Origin of the sequence: Massilia rubra (assembly GCF_011682065.1) — a bacterium.
GTDB classification, from domain to species: Bacteria; Pseudomonadota; Gammaproteobacteria; order Burkholderiales; family Burkholderiaceae_D; genus Telluria_A; species Telluria_A rubra.
The window spans coordinates 19,892-34,157 of sequence record NZ_VUYU01000026.1 but is presented as its reverse complement, the minus strand read 5'-3'; the positions used below and the strand labels follow the sequence as shown (position 1 = coordinate 34,157).

The following is a 14,266-nucleotide window of genomic DNA, read 5'->3' as shown; positions in this document are numbered from 1 at the left end:
CAACAACGCGACATCACCCCGGCGCAGGGGTGTTGTGTGCCGCTGCAGCGCCTGCTACGATCCGCTTCCAACGCAAAGAAGCAACTGAAAGGAATTTATCTTAATGAGCTACGTGCTTGAGTTTATTGTTGCCCCGCTGCCGGAAGATGACGCGGCGACTGCCTGGGAATTAGCGCGCAAGATAATTGAGGCGGCGCCGCAGAATGGTCCGCCACATCCTGCATTTGTTCGCTTACATGACATCATCACGTCCGTTTACCCGTGTTTGAGCTCGTATGCTGACGACGATATGGCGATCGACGAATGTCCCTGGAGCGACGGCCCTTTGATAGACAATTTTGGGGAGCAATCCGGAAGCCTCGGGATTGTAGATAGTCCCGACTTCATCAGCATTCGTGGCTTTGTCAACAATATTGCGACGGAGTTGGGAATCAACGTGCTCGATGAGCAGATGGGGAAGATCCGATGGAGCGATCCCAATATGTATTTGGACCGGCGCTATCGGATTTATGTGCAAGGTGTTGAGCCTGGCCTGGACCTGGAAGAAGTGGCCTGCGCTCTTGCCGGAGCGTATCATCGCGATCAGTCAGAAGTACGCAAGCTATTGCTCGAGCAGGGTAATTTCGTCACAGGTCTGAACTGGATTTCCGCTCTTCGCGATCAGCAACTAGTCGGTAAGCTTGGCGCTAATTGCACGATCGGCCCAGACCACGCAAACTGAGCAGATCGAGTGACGCAGAAAATCCACCGTGATTAACAGTCAGCATCTTCACTGCTTTACCTTCGATGAACTGGTTCTGGAGCTGAGAGGACATTACGAGACTCTGATCGATCTTACGGGCACCGTCTCACCTTGACTGAAAGCCACTCTCCCCCGGACGTCCGCAAGGCGCCTGGCGTGGGGCAAGGATCGCCTTCCATTTAGCGCGATGCCAATCCCGCCCCGGCACGGCCCGGTTACTTTTGTTTGAGCTTGGCGTTCTTGGCGGCCTCGTCATCGCCCTGGTGCGTCATCGACCTGGCATCCCTGCCAAACGACGATCCGCCAGATTCGCGCCCCATGTCGTCCGGCAGCGCCCGCAACGACTCGTCGTGCGCCCCGAATTGCTGCCGGGCGCCCTCGTGCACGACCAGGCAGGCCAGTCCCGGCACCACATTGAGCGGCTGGTAGCCATTATTTCCGGCCAGCGCCACGACGTTATACACGGGAACGGCGCTGACATCCTTGCCCAGCACCGATTTGATCTGCGCCGACTGCTCGCTGCTCAGGGCCAGCCATCCGGCCGGAAAAAATACCTCTGATGAATTCACAATAAAGCTCCCTTGTTGACTTTGTGGTGGTGAAGAAGAACCTTGCTGACACTCGCCGCGCGGCTTAGCGAGAAGCTGGAAACATAGCCTGGGCAATGCCAGATCACCCAAGCCATGGGGAAGCGCCGCTACCGGGTCAGCTTAGTAGCGCTGATATCCTTGCGACCCCGGGAAGCCCTGGAAGCCCTGGCCGGGAAAGCCCTGGCCCTGGAAGCCGGACGGTCCCTGGAAGCCCTGCCCACCTTGGTAACCGAACGTGCCCTGGGGTCCCTGGTAGCCCTGCTGCCCGACGAAGCCTTGGAATCCGAGCGGCCCGACGAAGCCTTGCGGCCCCTGGAAGCCGAACACCGCCTGCGGCCCCTGGTAACCTTGCTGTCCCTGGCTGCCCTGGAAGCCGAACGGGTTGAAAAAGCCTGCCGGTCCCTGCGCGCCCTGGAAGCCGAACGGTCCGAAGAAACCTTGCGGCCCCTGGAAGCCGACCATCGCCTGCGGCCCCTGGAAACCGAACGGCCCGACCGAGCCCTGGAAGCCGAGCGGGCCGATGACGGCCTGCGTCCCCTGGAAACCGCCGGAAGCCTGCGGCCCCTGGTATCCCTGCCCGCCCTGATAGCCCTGCACCGACTGCGCGCCCTGCACTCCCTGCACGCCAGGGAAGTCGGGGACGATCCGGATCGACGTCATCCGTTGTCCGCTAAGGGCGTGAATTTGCCGAATCTGATCTTCGTTCAGCGCTAACACCAAGCCTTGTTCATTCATGTCCGTGCACTCCTCTGGATTTGAAAAAAATCAACAATGACGCGTTGAAAAAAATTGCTTGCGACTGGCGGCGCGACCGACTGGTGTCGGCAACGATCAGCAGTCGTGACCCAGCATAAGCCGAGCGTCATGGCGGGGTACCTGACGCTTCGTATAGGGCCTCCCCTATCCGAATCGACAGGCGACAAACGGCGGCGGGCGGCATCGACACGCGGACCGGCCATCGAAAAAACGGGAAGGGGAATCAGGAATTGATGCAGGCAATCTGCCGGCAAAGCCTTAAGCCTCAGGCGCCGCCCAGGTGCTGGCCCAGCGCCGCGTAGACGTCGTGCAGGGCGGCGGCCAGATCGTGCATCAGCGCAGGCGCCAGCAGGCCTGGCCCGCCGTTGCGCAGGCGCGCGGCCAGCCGTTCGGTGCAAGCGATGGCGCGCTGCGCGCCGAAGTTGACCAGCACGCCCTGCAGGCTGTGCACGGCGCGCTGCGATGCTTCCTGATCGCCCGCCGCCAGCGCCTGCTCGAGCGCGTCCAGCAGTTGCGGACCGTCGCCGATGAACAGCGCGGCCAGTTCGAGCAGCAGCTCGCAGTCGCCGTCGAGGCGCAGCAAGGCGCCGTTCCAATCGAGCACCGCGCCGGCCTGGCGGCCATGAAAGCGCGCCACCACCTCGCGCAGGCGCGCGCTGTCGACCGGCTTGGACAGGTAATCGTCCATGCCCGCCTCCAGGCAGCGTTCGCGGTCGCCCTGCATCGCGCGCGCCGTCATCGCCACCACCGGCAGATGGCCGCCCTCGGGCGCCGACGCTTCCCACTGGCGCAGGATGCGCGTGGCCGCCAAGCCGTCCAGGGCGGGCATCTGCACATCCATCAGCACCAGGTCGACGCCGCCGTGCAGCGCGTGTTCGAGCGCGTCGACGCCGTTGTCGGCCAGGGTCACCCGATGGCCCATTTTTTCCAGCAGGCGCAGCGCCAGGCGCTGGTTGACCGGGTTGTCTTCGGCCAGCAGGATGTGCAGGCGGCCCGCCTTCGACACCGGCGGCGCGCCCGCCGCCGGAGCGGCCACGGCGTGCGGCAGCGCGCCGCGCACCTGCGGCACGGCGTGCGCCATCTGCCCCAGCGGCACGGTGAAGCGAAATACGCTGCCGATGCCGGGTTCGCTGCTGACGGCGATATCGCCCTGCATCAGCATCACCAGGCGGCGGCAGATGGTCAGTCCCAGGCCGGTGCCGCCGTACTGGCGGGTGGTCGAGCCGTCGACTTGGGAAAAGGCGTCGAAGATCAGTTTCTGCTTGTCGGGCGCAATGCCGATGCCGCTGTCGCGCACCGCGAATTCGACTTCGCAGCGCGGTTCCAGCACGCGCCGCAGGCTCACGCCAAGCGTCACGCCGCCCTCGCTGGTGAACTTGATGGCGTTGCCGAGCAGGTTGATCAGCACCTGGCGCAGCCGGCCCGGGTCGCCCTTCATCGCCGGCGGCAGGTGCGGCGGCAGCTGGCAATCGAGCGTCAGCCCTTTGCGGCGCGCCGGCAGCGCCAGCGAACGCACCGTGTCGCGCACCAGCGCACCCAGGTCGAAGGGCACGTCTTCGATCTCGAGCTTGCCCGCTTCGATCTTGGAAAAGTCGAGGATGTCGTCGATGATGGTCAACAGCGCGTCGGCCGAGCCCTTGACCAGCGCCAGGTCTTCGCGCTGCTGCGGTTCCAGCTGCGATTCGAGCACCAGTTCGGTCATGCCGAGGATGCCGTTCATCGGCGTGCGGATTTCGTGGCTCATATTGGCCAGGAAGTCGCTCTTGGCGCGGCTGGCCGCCTGCGCCGATTCGACCGCGTGCTGCAGGGCGTCGCGCGCGGCGCGCTGTTCGCTGACATCGATCGAAAAACCCAGCAGGTATGGCTCGCCGCCGCTGCGGATCACCACCCGGTTGACCACCACGTCGAGCGGCGGATCGCGCTGCGCCAGGCGGCGCTCGCTGGTGACCATGCGCCCGCTGTGCCAGGCGCGTTCATCTTCGTCGTGGGTCAGGCCGGCCCAGGTGCGCGGGCCGATGTCGTCGATGGTGCGGCCCTCGATCTGGTCGCGGGTGCGCTGTGCGAACTGCTCGAACTGGCGGTTGCAGCGGACAAAACGCCCCTGGCGGTCTTTCAGGAATACGGGGATGGGCAACTGGTCGAGAATCTGCTCGGTCAGCTCGCGCGCGCTTTCGCGCTGCCGCACCAGTTGCTCGAGGGCGCGGGTGAGGCCGAGCAGGTCATCATCGTCATCGGCGGTGGCGCCCTCGTCACCCGTGCGGGCGGACGGCATGGCCAGGCGTCCCAGGCTCGCTTGCAGCGAACGCAGCACCTCGCCCTGGCGCGCCGCTTCGGCGCGCAACTGGTCGTTGGCGCCGTTCAGTTCCGCCGAGCTGATGTCGAGCATGCGGGTGCGCACCTGCAGGTCGCGCTCGGCGTCTTCGTAACTGCGCGAGACGGCGTCGAACAAAGCGCTCAAGCCCTCGGCCAGGGGCGCATCGCCCAGCGCGCGCAAGCCGCCCAGGCGCTCCTGCAAGGCGCGTTCGCTGTTGACGCCGAGCGTGCGCCGCAGCTGGCGCAGCAGTCGCTTGTGCCGCATGGGCCCTTACGCCGCGTCCTGGCGCGCGCAATCGCGGAAGCGCTCGCGGATTTCGAGCACCCCCGGCCAGCGCCGCAGCAACGCGTCCACGCATTGCGGGTCGAAGTGAGTGCCGCTGTTGTCAAGCAGGTAGGCGCGCGCGGCGTCCAGGGTCCAGGCGGTTTTATACGGACGCACGCTGGTCAGGGCGTCGAACACGTCGGCCACGGCGACGATGCGCCCGACCAGCGGAATGGCGTCGCCCTGCAAGCCGTTGGGGTAGCCCTGGCCGTCGAAGCGCTCGTGGTGGGTGTGGGCGATCACGGCGGCCAGTTGCAGCATGCTCGCTTCGCTGGCCTTGAGGATGTTGTAGCCGATCGCCGCGTGCTGGCGCATGATGTCCATTTCGTCGGGCGTGAGGCGGCCCGGCTTGAGCAGGATGTGGTCGGGCGTGCCGACCTTGCCGATATCGTGCATGGGCGCGGCGTTGAGGATGCAGGCCTGCTCCTCGTTCGACAGGCCCAGTTCGGCCGCGATCAGGCAGGAGTAATGGGCCATGCGCTGGATGTGGGCGCCGGTTTCGGGGTCGCGGTATTCGGAGGCGCGGCACAGCAGCAAGATGGTTTCCTGTTCGCGCGCGCGCAGTTCGGCGGTGGCCTTGCCCACTTCGCTGGCCAGCGTGCTGGCGCGGCTTTGCAGGGCCAGGGTGGCGCGCCGCAGTTCGAGCATGTTGCGGGTGCGCGCCAAAAATTCGATCTTGTCGATCGGCTTGATCAGGAAATCGTTGGCGCCGTTTTCCAGCGCGCGGTGGCGCACTTCCACCTCCTGGCTGGCGGTGACCATCAGCACCGGCGGGCGCTCGCGCGCCTCGCCCCCGAGCGCGGCGATGAAATCGAGCCCGTTCAGGTCCGGCATCATGTAGTCGAGCACCAGCAGGTCGCAGGGATGGGCGCGGCACCAGGCCAGCGCGTCGGGCGCCGACTGGAAGGCCACCGTTTCGACGTCCGGGAGTTTTTCCAGCAGGCGCGACATGAGCACCAGGTTGATGTGCGTGTCGTCGACGATCACGACCTTCATCGGCGTTCCCGGGTGGCGGCGGCGCTCATGCCAGGCGCCCGCCGAAGGTGGCCAGGAACTTGCTGACCTTGGGCGCCACGACCAGGGCGCAATAGCCTTGCAGCGGATTGCGGCTGAAGTAATTCTGGTGCTCGTCCTCGGCCTTGTACCAGGTCGACGCCGGCCGCACCTCGGTGACGATGGGCGCGTCCCAGACGCAGGCCATTTGGGCGATCACCTGGCGCGCGGTCGCTTCCTGCTCGGGCGAATCGACGAAAATGACCGAGCGGTACTGGGCGCCGACGTCGTTGCCCTGGCGGTTGGGGGTGGTCGGATCGTGGATCGTGAAAAACACTTCGAGCAGGTCGCGGTAATCGACGGCGCCCGGATCGAACACGATGCGCACCACTTCGGCGTGGCCGGTGGCCCCGGCGCACACCTGCTCGTACGTTGGCTGCTCTTCCTGTCCGCCCATGTATCCGCACTCGACCTTGAGCACGCCGCGCGCTTCCAGAAAGACCGCTTCCAGGCACCAGAAGCAGCCGCCGCCCAGAATGGCCACCTGGGTCGCAGATTGGTTTTTCATTGCTCGCTCCGGTTACGGATAGATATATGAATCACTGTAACGCAAAGCGCCCCCGCATGCACCTGCAATCGATGCGGCCGGCTGCGTCGGAAAAGCCCGATGGCGCCAAAATTTGGCATAATGTCATAAACCACAGGGCAACAATGAACACTAGCTCACCCCGCGCCGATTCGCGCGCATTCGACACGGCGCAGTTTCGCCAGGCACTGTCGCAGTTTGCCACCGGCGTCACCGTGATTACGACGCGCCTGGCCGACGGCACTTTCCGTGGCCTGACGGCCAGCTCCTTCAATTCGGTCTCGCTCGACCCGCCGCTGGTGTTGTGGAGCCTCGGCAACGTTGCCAACAGCTTGCCCATCTTCAGCGGCAATTCGCACTACGTCATCAACGTGCTGGGCGCCGACCAGGCGCACCTGGCGCAACGCTTCGCCAAGCGCAGCGAAAACCCGTTCGGCGATATCGAATACGAGCTCTCGCGCACCGGCCAGCCCATCCTGAAGGGCGTGTCGGCGTGGTTCGAGTGCCACAACCGCAGCCGCTATCCCGAAGGCGACCACGTGATTTTCGTGGGCGAAGTCGAAGAATGCGCGGTGCATCCGCAAGCCTCGCTCATTTTTCATGGCGGGCAATTCGGCAGCACCCAAACGCGGTAAAATCCGAACCACCCAAAAAGCAGTCTATACAAGTTTGGTTTATCCAGCCATTCGCACCATTTTCCAATTTCCAATACTAAAACAGAGACAGGAACCGCCATGACCCGATCCGATGCGCCGAGCAAAGCCAAGTTTCACTGGGACGACCCGCTGTTGCTCAACCTCCAGCTGAGCGATGATGAACGCATGGTGCGCGACGCCGCCGCCGCCTACTGCCAGGACAAGCTGGCCCCGCGCATCCTCGAGGCCTTCCGCCACGAGCGCATGGACACGAGCATCTTCCGCGAAATGGGCGAGCTGGGCCTGCTCGGCCCGACCATTCCGGAACAGTACGGCGGCCCGGGCCTGAACTACGTGGCCTACGGCCTGATCGCGCGCGAAGTCGAGCGCATCGATTCGGGCTACCGCTCGATGATGAGCGTGCAGTCGTCGCTGGTGATGGTGCCGATCTTTGAATTCGGCACCGAAGAACAGCGCCAGAAATACCTGCCGAAACTGGCCACCGGCGAATGGATCGGCTGTTTCGGCCTGACCGAGCCGAACCACGGTTCCGATCCGGGATCGATGATTACCCGCGCTAAAAAGGTTCCCGGCGGCTACGCCCTGAGCGGTTCCAAGATGTGGATCACGAATTCGCCGGTGGCCGATGTGTTCGTCGTCTGGGCCAAGGACGATGAAGGCGCGATCCGCGGCTTCGTGCTCGAGAAAGGCATGGCCGGTCTGTCGGCGCCTGCGATCCACGGCAAGTTCGGCCTGCGCGCCTCGGTCACCGGCGAGATCGTGATGGACAATGTGTTCTGCCCGGAAGAAAACGCCTTCCCGGACGTGCGCGGCCTGAAGGGTCCGTTCACCTGCCTGAACTCGGCCCGCTACGGCATCGCCTGGGGCGCGCTGGGCGCGGCCGAAGCGTGCTGGCACATCGCGCGCCAGTACACCATGGACCGGGTGCAGTTCGGCCGTCCGCTGGCGGCCAATCAGCTGGTGCAAAAGAAACTGGCCGACATGCAGACCGAAATCACGCTCGGCCTGCAAGGTTGCCTGCAACTGGGCCGCATGAAGGATGCCGGCACGGCGGCGGTGGAAATCACCTCGATGATGAAGCGCAATTCCTGCGGCAAGTCGCTGGACATCGCCCGCGTGGCGCGCGACATGCTGGGTGGTAACGGCATTTCGGACGAGTTCGGCGTGATCCGCCACATGGTCAACCTGGAAGTGGTCAACACCTACGAAGGCACGCATGACATCCATGCGCTGATCCTGGGGCGTGCGCAGACCGGCATCCAGGCCTTCCAGTAAGCGCGTCGGCAACGCCGCGTCGGCAACGCCGCGCCCGCCCCGCCAGCCGGGGCGGGCGCCTACCCGGCCACCAGGGGCGCCCTGCCCCTGCTATGCAAACATCACCATCGCTCCCATCAGGACGATGGCAGACACGATCACAATCACGATTCCCAACACACCGCGCTGCCAGCCCTCCAGGCTGTCCCAGTGCGACGACACCTGCTGGAACGGCGCGCCGGTCACCAGTTCGATCAGGCCGGCCAGCAGGAAAGCCCCCGGGACCGCCACGGCCATCATCTTGAGACGCGATCCCGACCCCGAATCGCCCAGCCCGTTTTTCAGGAGGGTCGCATACAAAATGGCAAAGCCGATCGAGCCTCCCACCAGCTTCACCATGGCTTTTTCGCGAACGTTCATCTCAATCATCCTTCATTTGAATAGGGCAAAACCGTCCATGATACGTTACGAAATATTCACAAAGCAACATAAATAATCTAGAGGCAACATCATTTCGCCAGAAAGCCATGAGGAACCGTTCGTCTTCGCGGCCAAATCGCGCCATGTGGCTCGGGCGTGACGCAGGTTAAGCGCTGGACGCCGTGCTTTCCTATGATTTGCTATCAGGGCCGTCCCGGCTGACCTGAACATTTCAATGGAGAAGATATGGACACGATGATCGCTAAAAAGAACGTGCTGGAACGCTTGCATGGCCTGCGTTTCGATGAAAAAAGCCTGATCATGTGGGTAACCTCGACCGGCTGCACCGGCAAGGACGACTTCGACATCCGCGTGACCAAGGGCACGACCGGAAAAATCACGCTGGGCCTGGAGATCGTGCGGACCACGCCGGACCTGTGCAAGACCACGACGCACGTGGTCGAACTCAGTTTTTCTTGGGAAGAACTTGGGCTGGACCCGGAGCTGCTCAAGGCCACCTCGGTCAAGGTGGCGAACCCGTTTGGTGTGCTGCGATAAGCGCAGGCACATCCTAAAAGAACCGCCGCAGCGGTCTTTTTGCGGCGTGAAGCGCGGCTCAGGGAACTTGGCCGGGCATACACAGTCCAACGTATACAATTATCTTGCGCGTGCGCGTTCCAGACCGCTAGCGCCAGATCGCTGTCCTGTAATGACAACGCCCGGACAAACACCATTTCAAATATGAGGTGTCTCTCATGGAATCGAGCAAAGAAACAGATCTAATCACGGCGCGCTTGCCCCGCCCTGACACAATGAAATTGCAGGCAGCGGCTGATCGGTCGGGCGTCACCTTAAACGAGTTCATCGTCCAGGCCGCGCTCGAAAAAGCCGACACCCTTCTTGATCCTGAACGAACGATCTATTTTTCCCAGAATGATGCGGCAATGCTCATCAAGATGCTCGACAATCCGCGCAAGCCGAATGCCGCCATGATGAAAGCGTACAAACGGTTCAAGGAGATGAAAAATGGCAGCGCGGGTCACACCATTGAGCCGGCTGCACAACCTGAAGAACTTTGATTGCGGAGATATCGAATTAAACAAGTACCTAAGAGAGACGGCGCGGCAGCACCAGAGAAAGTACATCTCAAAAACTTACATTCTTGCGCATGAGCATGCTCCTGCCGACGTGATCGGATTTTATACCCTTGCCATACGCAAGATGGTTCCCGCGCAGGCATTTCCGCCGGGATGGGCAAAGGGTATGCCAAGCCAAGTGCCTGCGTTTTCGCTCGCGCGGCTGGCGGTACACCACACCGAAAAGCACAGGGGCTACGGCACATTCCTGCTGTTCGAGGCCATGCAATGTGCGGCGGTGGCGGCGGAACGCGTAGGTGGATATGCACTGTTTGTCGACGCCAAAGACGCGCAGGTAGCCGCGTTTTATCGCAAGTTCGGATACGTTCCGTTTCACGAGAATCCCTTCATTCTATTCATGCCTTTCAGCGACATGCCGCCATAAAAAATGCCGCCCGGTTTGCACCTGGGCGGCATTACTTTGCAAGCGGCTAAGAGCCTATTCTTGTAGGGAGCGTAGCTGGATGCCGGTCCAGCGGGAGCGCGGACAAGGCGGGAGGAGGACGCATGGCTAGCCATGCTACGACGAGCAACGCCGTCCCCGCTTCCGAGGGGCCGGCAGCAAGCGGCGCCTTGCCTACAAGAATAGGCTCTAAGTACCCGCGCAGAAATTCTTGTAATTTCTGCACACTTACTCAGTTCCTTACATCAGAACTTGTAGCCGATCCCGACACTGATCACCTGCGGGTCGAGCGTGATGTCCTGCGTCTGGCCGGACGAGAAGTCGACCTTGGTCTTCAGGAAGCTCTTGATGTACGCCACGTCCGCGAACCAGCGGTCATTGATGTTGTACACCAGGCCGGCCTGCAGGCTGCTGGCCAGCTTGTTCTTGACCTTGAAGGTCGTGGCCGGACCGCCGATGTCGCTGATCGCGGTCAGCTGGCCGGAACCGGTCTCCTTGGCGAAATACGCGTACGTCACGCCGGCGCCAATGTAGGGACGCAGCATCGCGTCCGGCTTGAAGAAACGGTACTGCACCAGGAAGGTCGGCGGCAGTGCCTTGACCGTGCCCAGCTTGCCCGTGCCCTTGATGGCGCCGTCGCCATACAGGGTGTGCTTGAACGGCATGCCCAGGTCGAGCTCGGCCGAGACGTTATCGGTCAGGCTGTACGAGAACGAAAAGATCGGCTTGGTGTCGGAACCGATGTCGGCCTTGGTGCCCGGCAGCGCGGGGGCGCTGACGTCGCCGCTCTTGACCTTCGGCGTGATTTCGGCGACGCCGACCTTGGCAGTCCACTGGCCGGCCGACTGCGCCGATGCGCCCGACGCGACAGCCATCACGGCCGCCGCGGCGACTGCCTTGCCGACACTACTCATACGTAATTTCATTTTTTCTCCAGGTTCTTATTATGTGTGCGTCCGGCTTACAGCCAGCCCTTGACGATCATCTGCTCGGCCACGTATTTCGCGATCAGCGAATTTTCGAACGGGGTCGGATGGACGTCGTCGGCGAACATGTAGCGGCTGACATCGCCAGCGATCGTGTTGCTGCCGTTGCATGCCAGCGAGGTGTGTCCGAGGGCATTGTCGCCGCAGGCCGCTTTGCCGGTTTCGCTCAGGCCGTACGGGGCCGGATTGACGATCTGGTCGTTGCTGATGGCCCACAGATCGACGTACAGGATCTTGGCTTCGCCGGCCACGCCCGCCTTGAGCTGGGCGTTGAACTTGTCGACCATGGCGATCACCAGCGCCTGCGGCACGCCTTCCTTCTTCGAAGCAGGCGCATGGCCCAGGTCCGGCAGGTTGTTGACGACGACGTAATTGGCGCCTTTGCCCACCACCTGGGTTTTTGCCAGTGCCGCCATTTCGTCGCCCGCCACGCCCATCGCGGCAATCATTTTCGGTCCCTGGGCGGTGACGTACGCGGCGCCAGCCTTGGCGCCTTCGATTTTCGCGGCAGCCAGGGCCTTGGCGACCATCGGGCCGTACACGGCTTGCTGGCCGACCATCTGGTTGCCTGGCTGGGTAGCGGCGGCCTGGACGGCAGCGCCGACGATGCTTTCCTGGGTCGAACCGGTGCGCTGCGACTCGGCCAGGATGGCGCCGCCGATGGCTTGCGCGGCGGTGGCCGGATTGGTCGCGCCAGCGGCCAGCTGGGCGGTCAGATTGCCAGCGAAAAACTTGTTGCCTTCCGCCGTGGCGTAGGCCGACAACTCGCCCATCATGGCCAGCGCGTCGTTGCCGCCGCCAATCATCAGTACCACTTCATCGCCCTTGAACTTGCCTCCGTTGCGCGCCAGGTGATTGGCGACCTGGCTCGCGATCGGCACGGTCAGCTGGCCGATGGCCGAACCGGTCAGTTTGTTGCCGGGTCCGACAGGATTGGTCACGCGCGCGCCGCCCTGGGCATAGCCCAGGCAAGCGTTGTTGTTGACCACGGGTACCGAGAAGCCTTTGCTGGCGTCGCCGTCCAGGCCGGTCTGGGCCGGGCACGGTGCGGGCAGGCCGAACTGGGCAGCCATGTATTCGGTCCAGTTCTTGCCGTTCAGGGCAGGGTTCTTGGCGGTGTTGTCGCCGTTGATCGTGAACTTGCCGCCGCCCAGTGTCTTGACCGTGCCGACGTTGTAGGTACCCACGTCCGCCAGGCTGTCGCCGAACGAGACCTGGGACGAGAATTTGGTTTTGAGGTCTTGATTGCCGGTCTCGCTGCCGCCGCAGGCAGTCAGGACGGCTGCGGTGAGCAAAGTCAGCGCAAAATTGATGTGACGCATTGTGTCTCCTGGTGAAATTTGTATAGTTTTTATAAACGAACGGCCGTGCTATTCCCTACCCAACTAATATGCCAGTCTTCCACCTACTTGTATAGGAAAACACATTAGCAAAACGTCAGTTGAACGCAACAGATCACGCTATAAAAAAGTTGCCGGATTATATCAATCGTTCCCGGCAACCGTGTGGACATTTAAGGCGGGGTCAAGAGCCTGTCTCGGCAGGCTCCAAGTCACCTCAAGGCGCGAGCGCGGCGTTGAAGAAACCGCGCGCGGCGCTCAGGCAGAATGGCGCCACCAGGCCGGCGTGGTAGGTGTCGGCCACGGCGCGGTCGCCCGAGTCGCCGCTCTTGATGGCGTTGAGCTTGACGGCCAGCTTGGCGGTGGCGAAGTTGGTCTTGACCGAGCGGTAAGGATCGGTACTGCCGGGGGTGTCGTCGACGTCGACTTCGGTGACCAGCGCACTGCCGCTGCCGGCGCGGAAATAATCGACCGCGGCGCGCGTGTTGCTGTAGGCGACGGTACGGTCTTCATGGCCGCCGCACAGCAGCAGCGGCGCGCTCGGCGCGAAGGTGCGCAGGTCGTTCTTGACGAAGAGTTTACGCAGCGGATGCTCGGGGGCGCAGGCCAGCGGGGCGCCGGCGCTGACGTTGCATGGATGGGCTTTGAGGTCGGCCAGGTAGGCGTTGCGATAGCTGGTCTTGAACAGGTTGCCTGCACCGAAATAATCGCCGTAGCCGTCCGCCTGCGGCTGCGACTCCTTGGCGAACAGGGCGTTGTCGGGCCAGCCCGGGGTTTTCAGCAATGCTTCCACCGTGATGGCGCCGCTGGCGAATTGGTCGACGGCGGCCGCGAACGGGGCTTCGTACAAGTCGCTGGAGGCGACGTACACGCCAGCGCCCGCGCGCTGGCCGGCATTGATCAGCGCCGGCAGGAAGCCGCTGGCGCCCTTGCCTGGCTTGCCGTTGAACATCTCGTCACCGAACTGGCCGAGCGCGTACGGACCGGACATGCCGGCTGCGGCCGTGACCTTGAATTCGCCGGCCAGGCCCTGCATGGCGCGCTGGGTGGCCACGGCCACGTAACCGCCCTGCGAGTAGCCGGTCAGGAACAGCTTGCCGGAGTCGGCGGTCTTGATGGCGCCGAACACGCTGCGCGCGGCGCGCAGGCCGTCGATCATGTCGTTCGATTGCTGGGCGGCGTCCAGGTAGGGATGGTAGGCCAGCGAGGAGCTGGCATAGCCGGCGTAGTTGGGGGCCACCACAATGAACCCGCGCGCGGCGAACATGGCGGCGACCAGGCGCGACTCGGTGTTGGCCAGGGTCGACATGTCGTAGTTGCGTTCAGCCGAGGTGCCGTGCGCGTACAGCACTACCGGGCGCGCTCCGCTGCATTCCGGGTTCGTGCCGGACGGCACCATGATGGCGGCGCTGGCATCGGTCGCTTCGCTGGCGCCGCCGACGGTGTTGTAGCGCACCTTGTAGGTCGTCACAGCACACTTGAGCTCGCCCGTGATGGCGGTGGTGCCCAGCTGCAGCGAGTCGAGCAGCTTGCCGAACACGGCCGGGTCGAGGGTGGTGACGTTGGCGCCGTTGGCGCTGACCGGCATGACGGCCGCGCCGCCGCCGATGACGCTGCCGCGCGCGGCCGGGGTTGGCGTGGGCGTCGGCACCGGGGTGGGCGTCGGGGTCGGCGTCGGCGTGGGTGTGGGGGTGGGCGCGTCGTCGCCGCCTCCACAAGCCGTTAATGATAGGGTGAGGAGAGCAGCGAAAGCGAGGCGCATGGTT

The 14,266-nt window shown here is 63.4% G+C and carries 15 protein-coding genes; 6 read left to right on the top strand and 9 right to left on the bottom strand.

Annotated features, from left to right (window positions below; genetic code table 11):
• Positions 1-103 precede the first annotated feature (103 nt).
• Complete coding sequence (locus F0185_RS27240) at positions 104-721, top strand: hypothetical protein (RefSeq protein WP_167230032.1); 618 nt, start codon at positions 104-106, stop codon at positions 719-721.
• Between the two features lie 236 nt (positions 722-957).
• Here F0185_RS27240 and F0185_RS27235 read toward each other — a convergent pair whose 3' ends face one another.
• From F0185_RS27235 to msrA, 5 genes are all read right to left on the bottom strand, one after another.
• Positions 958-1,311 carry a hypothetical protein gene (locus F0185_RS27235; protein WP_167230030.1) on the bottom strand — a complete coding sequence of 118 codons (354 nt, stop codon included), beginning with the start codon at positions 1,309-1,311 and terminating at the stop codon, positions 958-960.
• Between the two features lie 141 nt (positions 1,312-1,452).
• Complete coding sequence (locus F0185_RS27230) at positions 1,453-1,992, bottom strand: hypothetical protein (RefSeq protein WP_167230027.1); 540 nt, start codon at positions 1,990-1,992, stop codon at positions 1,453-1,455.
• Between the two features lie 361 nt (positions 1,993-2,353).
• A complete protein-coding gene (locus F0185_RS27225) occupies positions 2,354-4,666 on the bottom strand; it encodes a hybrid sensor histidine kinase/response regulator (protein ID WP_229477211.1) in 2,313 nt (770 codons plus the stop codon).
• Positions 4,667-4,672: 6 nt separating this feature from the next.
• Positions 4,673-5,722: an HD domain-containing phosphohydrolase gene (locus F0185_RS27220; RefSeq protein ID WP_167230024.1), complete on the bottom strand. Its 1,050-nt coding sequence runs from the start codon at positions 5,720-5,722 to the stop codon at positions 4,673-4,675.
• 25 nt (positions 5,723-5,747) lie between these two features.
• Positions 5,748-6,287 (bottom strand): peptide-methionine (S)-S-oxide reductase MsrA, encoded by a 540-nt coding sequence (gene msrA / locus F0185_RS27215; protein ID WP_167230022.1) that lies wholly within the window; start codon positions 6,285-6,287, stop codon positions 5,748-5,750.
• A gap of 143 nt (positions 6,288-6,430) precedes the next feature.
• Between msrA and F0185_RS27210 the strand changes: the two genes are divergently transcribed.
• Together F0185_RS27210 and F0185_RS27205 are read left to right on the top strand one after the other, a co-directional pair.
• A complete protein-coding gene (locus F0185_RS27210; protein ID WP_166898065.1) occupies positions 6,431-6,940 on the top strand; it encodes a flavin reductase family protein in 510 nt (169 codons plus the stop codon).
• Positions 6,941-7,039: 99 nt separating this feature from the next.
• Positions 7,040-8,236 carry an acyl-CoA dehydrogenase gene (locus F0185_RS27205; protein WP_167230019.1) on the top strand — a complete coding sequence of 399 codons (1,197 nt, stop codon included), beginning with the start codon at positions 7,040-7,042 and terminating at the stop codon, positions 8,234-8,236.
• Positions 8,237-8,326: 90 nt separating this feature from the next.
• On the opposite strand, the gene F0185_RS27200 is transcribed toward F0185_RS27205, so the two are convergent.
• Entirely contained in the window at positions 8,327-8,635 is a 309-nt protein-coding gene (locus F0185_RS27200; protein WP_167230016.1) for a hypothetical protein, read from the bottom strand.
• A 246-nt stretch (positions 8,636-8,881) separates the two neighbouring features.
• Between F0185_RS27200 and F0185_RS27195 the strand changes: the two genes are divergently transcribed.
• From F0185_RS27195 to F0185_RS27185, 3 genes are all read left to right on the top strand, one after another.
• Entirely contained in the window at positions 8,882-9,193 is a 312-nt protein-coding gene (locus F0185_RS27195) for a hypothetical protein (protein WP_167230013.1), read from the top strand.
• A 197-nt stretch (positions 9,194-9,390) separates the two neighbouring features.
• Complete coding sequence (locus F0185_RS27190; RefSeq protein WP_167230010.1) at positions 9,391-9,714, top strand: type II toxin-antitoxin system TacA family antitoxin; 324 nt, start codon at positions 9,391-9,393, stop codon at positions 9,712-9,714.
• Positions 9,662-10,156, top strand: a complete 495-nt coding sequence (locus F0185_RS27185) for a GNAT family N-acetyltransferase (RefSeq protein WP_167230007.1) — start codon at positions 9,662-9,664, stop codon at positions 10,154-10,156. The genes F0185_RS27190 and F0185_RS27185 overlap by 53 nt, the downstream gene beginning before the upstream one ends.
• A gap of 263 nt (positions 10,157-10,419) precedes the next feature.
• Here the strand turns inward: F0185_RS27185 and F0185_RS27180 are convergent, their stop codons facing one another.
• The 3 genes from F0185_RS27180 to F0185_RS27170 all read right to left on the bottom strand — a co-directional run bounded on the left by F0185_RS27180 (position 10,420) and on the right by F0185_RS27170 (position 14,262).
• Positions 10,420-11,100: an OmpW/AlkL family protein gene (locus tag F0185_RS27180; protein WP_187362665.1), complete on the bottom strand. Its 681-nt coding sequence runs from the start codon at positions 11,098-11,100 to the stop codon at positions 10,420-10,422.
• Positions 11,101-11,135: 35 nt separating this feature from the next.
• Positions 11,136-12,482, bottom strand: coding sequence for an SGNH/GDSL hydrolase family protein (locus F0185_RS27175; protein ID WP_167230004.1), 1,347 nt, complete (start codon positions 12,480-12,482; stop codon positions 11,136-11,138).
• Between the two features lie 235 nt (positions 12,483-12,717).
• Positions 12,718-14,262, bottom strand: a complete 1,545-nt coding sequence (locus F0185_RS27170) for an alpha/beta hydrolase family protein (RefSeq protein WP_167230002.1) — start codon at positions 14,260-14,262, stop codon at positions 12,718-12,720.
• Between the last annotated feature and the right edge of the window lie 4 nt (positions 14,263-14,266).

Excerpts from the sequence above, each read along its gene's own strand:
- F0185_RS27240 (WP_167230032.1), top strand. The coding sequence starts at position 104 with ATGAGCTACGTGCTTGAGTTTATTGTTGCCCCGCTGCCGGAAGATGAC.
- F0185_RS27230 (WP_167230027.1), bottom strand. The coding sequence starts at position 1,992 with ATGACGTCGATCCGGATCGTCCCCGACTTCCCTGGCGTGCAGGGAGTG.
- F0185_RS27225 (WP_229477211.1), bottom strand. The coding sequence starts at position 4,666 with ATGCGGCACAAGCGACTGCTGCGCCAGCTGCGGCGCACGCTCGGCGTC.
- F0185_RS27220 (WP_167230024.1), bottom strand. The coding sequence starts at position 5,722 with ATGAAGGTCGTGATCGTCGACGACACGCACATCAACCTGGTGCTCATG.
- msrA (WP_167230022.1), bottom strand. The coding sequence starts at position 6,287 with ATGAAAAACCAATCTGCGACCCAGGTGGCCATTCTGGGCGGCGGCTGC.
- F0185_RS27210 (WP_166898065.1), top strand. The coding sequence starts at position 6,431 with ATGAACACTAGCTCACCCCGCGCCGATTCGCGCGCATTCGACACGGCG.
- F0185_RS27205 (WP_167230019.1), top strand. The coding sequence starts at position 7,040 with ATGACCCGATCCGATGCGCCGAGCAAAGCCAAGTTTCACTGGGACGAC.
- F0185_RS27200 (WP_167230016.1), bottom strand. The coding sequence starts at position 8,635 with ATGAACGTTCGCGAAAAAGCCATGGTGAAGCTGGTGGGAGGCTCGATC.
- F0185_RS27195 (WP_167230013.1), top strand. The coding sequence starts at position 8,882 with ATGGACACGATGATCGCTAAAAAGAACGTGCTGGAACGCTTGCATGGC.
- F0185_RS27190 (WP_167230010.1), top strand. The coding sequence starts at position 9,391 with ATGGAATCGAGCAAAGAAACAGATCTAATCACGGCGCGCTTGCCCCGC.
- F0185_RS27185 (WP_167230007.1), top strand. The coding sequence starts at position 9,662 with ATGGCAGCGCGGGTCACACCATTGAGCCGGCTGCACAACCTGAAGAAC.
- F0185_RS27180 (WP_187362665.1), bottom strand. The coding sequence starts at position 11,100 with ATGAAATTACGTATGAGTAGTGTCGGCAAGGCAGTCGCCGCGGCGGCC.
- F0185_RS27175 (WP_167230004.1), bottom strand. The coding sequence starts at position 12,482 with ATGCGTCACATCAATTTTGCGCTGACTTTGCTCACCGCAGCCGTCCTG.
- F0185_RS27170 (WP_167230002.1), bottom strand. The coding sequence starts at position 14,262 with ATGCGCCTCGCTTTCGCTGCTCTCCTCACCCTATCATTAACGGCTTGT.